The 3,641-nt window shown below is 61.2% G+C and carries 6 protein-coding genes; all 6 read left to right on the top strand.

All coding sequences use genetic code 11. The annotated features are described in order from the left end of the window. Positions 1-1,212 (top strand): ABC transporter permease (locus Q7U76_10245; protein MDO8356757.1); only part of this gene is annotated, 1,212 nt, incomplete at its 5' end. A 152-nt stretch (positions 1,213-1,364) separates the two neighbouring features. Continuing rightward, the gene (locus Q7U76_10240; protein MDO8356756.1) at positions 1,365-1,712 is read left to right on the top strand and encodes a hypothetical protein; all 348 of its coding nucleotides are present in this window, start codon (positions 1,365-1,367) and stop codon (positions 1,710-1,712) included. A gap of 206 nt (positions 1,713-1,918) precedes the next feature. Then, positions 1,919-2,296: a hypothetical protein gene (locus Q7U76_10235; GenBank protein MDO8356755.1), complete on the top strand. Its 378-nt coding sequence runs from the start codon at positions 1,919-1,921 to the stop codon at positions 2,294-2,296. Further along, a complete protein-coding gene (locus Q7U76_10230; protein MDO8356754.1) occupies positions 2,293-2,595 on the top strand; it encodes a cation transporter in 303 nt (100 codons plus the stop codon). The genes Q7U76_10235 and Q7U76_10230 overlap by 4 nt, the downstream gene beginning before the upstream one ends. A 61-nt stretch (positions 2,596-2,656) precedes the next feature. Beyond that, positions 2,657-2,935, top strand: coding sequence for a helix-turn-helix domain-containing protein (locus tag Q7U76_10225; GenBank protein MDO8356753.1), 279 nt, complete (start codon positions 2,657-2,659; stop codon positions 2,933-2,935). 132 nt (positions 2,936-3,067) lie between these two features. Next, positions 3,068-3,641 (top strand): cytochrome P460 family protein (locus Q7U76_10220; GenBank protein MDO8356752.1); only part of this gene is annotated, 574 nt, incomplete at its 3' end.

Here is a 3,641-nt window from a genome sequence, read left to right as displayed (position 1 = left end):
GGAAGGATTGCGGCATGCCGGATAGGCGGGAGTGATCGGATGTTGTTGTGGGGCGCCTACAGTCTGAGAAATCTCTGGGCCCGTCGTGTGACGACGGCGTTCACGGTGGCGGGGATGGGCCTGGTGGTGTTTGTCTTCCTCGCCGTGTTGATGCTGGCGCATGGATTGGAGCGGACGCTGGGGAAGACCGGCGATCCGGCGAACGCGATCGTGCTTCGCAAGGGCGCCCTCTCGGAAATCGACAGCAGCATTTCCCGCGATCACGCCAAGATCATTGCGCTACAGCCAGGGATCGAGCAGACGCTCGGGGGCCGGCCTGTGGCGGTCAGCGAGATCGGGCTGCAACTCACACTCCGGAAGGCGAAGGAGAGGAGTCTTGCGAGCCTCAGCCTGCGCGGGTCTTCCCACGATGCCTTTGCCGTTCGGCCGAAGGTCCGCTTGATTCAAGGCCGTCTATGGGAGCCCGGTACGACGGAGATCATGGTGGGGGCGCAAGTGGCCAAGCAGTTTCCCGAAGCAGGGCTCTATCGTGTGTTGAACTTCGGCAATCGCGCATGGACGGTGGTGGGCGTGTTCGACGCCGACGGCAGCGGGTTCGATTCCGAAGTCTGGGGCGATGCGGAACAATTCATGGCGACGTTTCACCGCACGGCTTTCTCTTCGATGACCGTGCGCCTTGCGCGGCCCGATGCCTTGGCCCAGGTGAAGGAGCAGCTTGAGCGGGATCCACGGTTCAATCTCTCGGTGAAACGCGAGCCGGACTATTACGAAGGCAAAGCCGAGAGCCTGGCGAAAATGATTCGCGTGACCGGTCTCTTTCTCACTGCGATCTTCAGCATCGGGGCGATCATGGGTGCGACCATGACGATGTCCGCGGCCGTGGCCCAGCGCACGACGGAGATCGGCACGCTCCGGACCCTCGGGTTCACCCGTCTCGCGATTCTTCAGACCTTCTTGATCGAGTCGATGGCGCTGGGAGCGATTGCAGGGCTGCTCGGGGTAGCCGGGGCTTCCTTCCTCCAGTCGGTGACGATCTCGACGGTGAATTGGGACACGGGATTCGAGATCGCGTTCGGGTTCCACCTCTCCCCTCTCATGGTTGGGCTCGGCCTGCTCTTTGCCGTGCTTATGAGCATGGTCGGTGGCCTGGTCCCGGCCACGCGCGCGGCCCGTCTCGAAATCGTGCAGGCCCTCGGCGAACGGACGGTGTGAGGAAGCTCGCTGTAGGGCTGTGCGCCTTCGTCCTTCCTCTTCTCAGGGGATATGCATGCCTGATCTTTTCTTGAAACTGTAGCATCCGTGAGCAGGCGTCGGTAGACAGGCGATCGGTTCACGCGTATAGAAGAGACATCGTGGAGAGCTTCATGACGCGTTCCGGTGTATCACGCAGTTCCGTTCTGGTCGCAGGGCTCGTGGCCCTGGTCTATGCCTCGCTTGCAGCGATGGCGGCGACCTGTTCGTTCAGCCACGCCGAGGTCTCCAGCGGCCATGCGCACCATGGTTCGCAAGACGCGGTTCCGCACAATGCGCTCTGTGCCTGGGCCTGCCAGGCCACGTCCGATGCCGGATTGGTCACGGAGCCGCCGGCCTTGTCGGTCGGTCCGGTCGCCCGGCTCGTCGTCTCCTCCCCCAATCACGTGACCCCTGTACGCATTTCTTCTTTGCTCCATTCCCGTGCACCTCCGGCGATTTCCTTCATCCTGATCGGATAGGGGATCCCGGGCGGTCTGTTTCATGTCGGTGTCTTTCGCGCTCCCCTATCGATCGCAGTCGCTCGTCTGCCACATTTGACCGTTGTTGATTTTTTGATGTCCGAGTCGGGCGGCCTCCTTGCTCGGACTGATCCGGGGCGCGGGTGCTTCCTCCTATGGCCTCCGCCCCGGTCCTTTAATCGGTTTGGCTCTGAAAGGACTCTGCCATGAGACGTCTGTTCATGTGCGCATTGGCCTGTTGGACGATGATCGGTACTGCTTCGTTCGCAGCCGGGGCTCTGGAGAATGAATCCGTGGAGACCAAGCCGGCGGCAGGTGAAGCCATCGTCCAGATTTTCGGCCGCATGTGTGAGTACCACCGTGAAGATGTCGAGGCGGCGCTTCGTGCATTCAAGACGGTGCGGCAGGTCGAGTTTTTGAACAATCATGGCACGGTGCTGGTGCGCTATCAGCCTGGCAGCGAGACGCCGGAGCAGTTAGCCGGTGCAGTACATCGCGCGCTCGCATCGGGCTGGAATTGCTCGGCGCGGATCGACCGAGGAGCGCAGAGGCTCGAGGCCGGTCAGCAGGAGGGGAAATCGTGAAGACATTCATCACGCTTGGTTGTCTCATCGGGTGTGTCTGTGCGATGGCCATCCCGGCCTTTGCGGGCGATGAAACAATCACACTCATGCTGGGCGGCAAGTTCTGCGACGGATATGTGGGCGATGTCGAACATGCGCTTCGGCGCGTTCCCGGCGTGAAGACGGTCGATTTCAAGAGGATGAAAGGCCATGCGGTGGTGACGGTCGAATCGGGCAAGGTAAAGCCGGAGCAACTGGCTACGGCCGTCAATGGTGTGAAAGGCGAGAACTGGTATTGCACGGGCGAGGTCATGAAGTGACGGGATGGTATGAACGTGGCGCGCGGATGTGAATGGACGGTGGATCGGGGCTTGGGATGCCATGATGGAATCATCGTTGATGCGGGTGAACGACGCGGCGCAACTGTTACGCGTGAGCAAGTGGACGATTTATCGGTGGATTGAAGAAGGACGGCTCGGTGCGACCAAGATCGGACATGGCAGCCTGCGCGTCTTTCGCGAATCGGTTACGGCGCTGGTCGAGGCCAATCGTAAGGATCCGACACCGGTGACTCGTTCGATTCCCCATAAGGTGGCGCCGGTTCGTGCGCAGGCCCGAATAAGAAACGCTGATAACAGCGGAGAAAAGCCGCTGCGATGACAAGAGAGGGCTGAAGGCATATGGCGTCAGCGGGGTGAGGTCTCCATCTCGCGGACCCGTTACCAGGGTGGGACGGTTGACTGCCTCCCCCACCCTGGCCCTTCGGGGGGCTCAACATTGAGAGGGGGCGAGATGAATCACGATCAGGACTATCCCGAGCTCGTACCAGTGGTGGCCAGACTGATGGCTATTGCCTTGGGGGTGACCACCAGGTCTGTGGCCGCACCGGAAGATAGGCAGTTGTCGATGGCTTTCGGCTATCGGTCTTGGCCGACCTGTCAGATTGCCGGGCACCGGCAGGGCCACGAGGAAATACTGAAGTTTTACGTCTGTCCCAAAGGAGCCGCGACTCTGGATGACGAGCCCTTTTCGATGGGGACGCGGTTTGTGATGGAGACCTATCGTGTCGAGGAGGACCGTTCCCATGAAGGGAGCGCCGGGCAGCCGGCCCGTCATGAACTGGTGCAGGTGTTCAGTATGCAAAAGTATGCGAGCCTTGAGCTGTCCGGTTTGCCGTCTTGTGCCATCGATGGGTGGCTCTTTTCCACTCTCGTCCGGGCAGGTTTGCCGTCGCCGGGACGTGAGCGGGCGCTCAGGCTCGCGCCGTCGCGTAATGCTCGCATCACAATTGGGGCGGGACTCAGGGGTTGGACTGCGCTGACCACGCAGGGAGTCCCGACGGAGGGAAACGTATGCCCATACGTTT

The sequence above is a fragment of the Nitrospirota bacterium genome, assembly GCA_030645475.1.
GTDB lineage: Bacteria > Nitrospirota > Nitrospiria > Nitrospirales > Nitrospiraceae > Palsa-1315.
The sequence above is the reverse complement of the archived record's forward strand: the minus strand, read 5'-3'. Positions and strand labels throughout refer to the sequence as shown.

Coding starts and splice junctions, on each gene's coding strand:
- Q7U76_10235 (MDO8356755.1), top strand. CDS start 1,919: ATGAGACGTCTGTTCATGTGCGCATTGGCCTGTTGGACGATGATCGGT.
- Q7U76_10240 (MDO8356756.1), top strand. CDS start 1,365: ATGACGCGTTCCGGTGTATCACGCAGTTCCGTTCTGGTCGCAGGGCTC.
- Q7U76_10225 (MDO8356753.1), top strand. CDS start 2,657: ATGATGGAATCATCGTTGATGCGGGTGAACGACGCGGCGCAACTGTTA.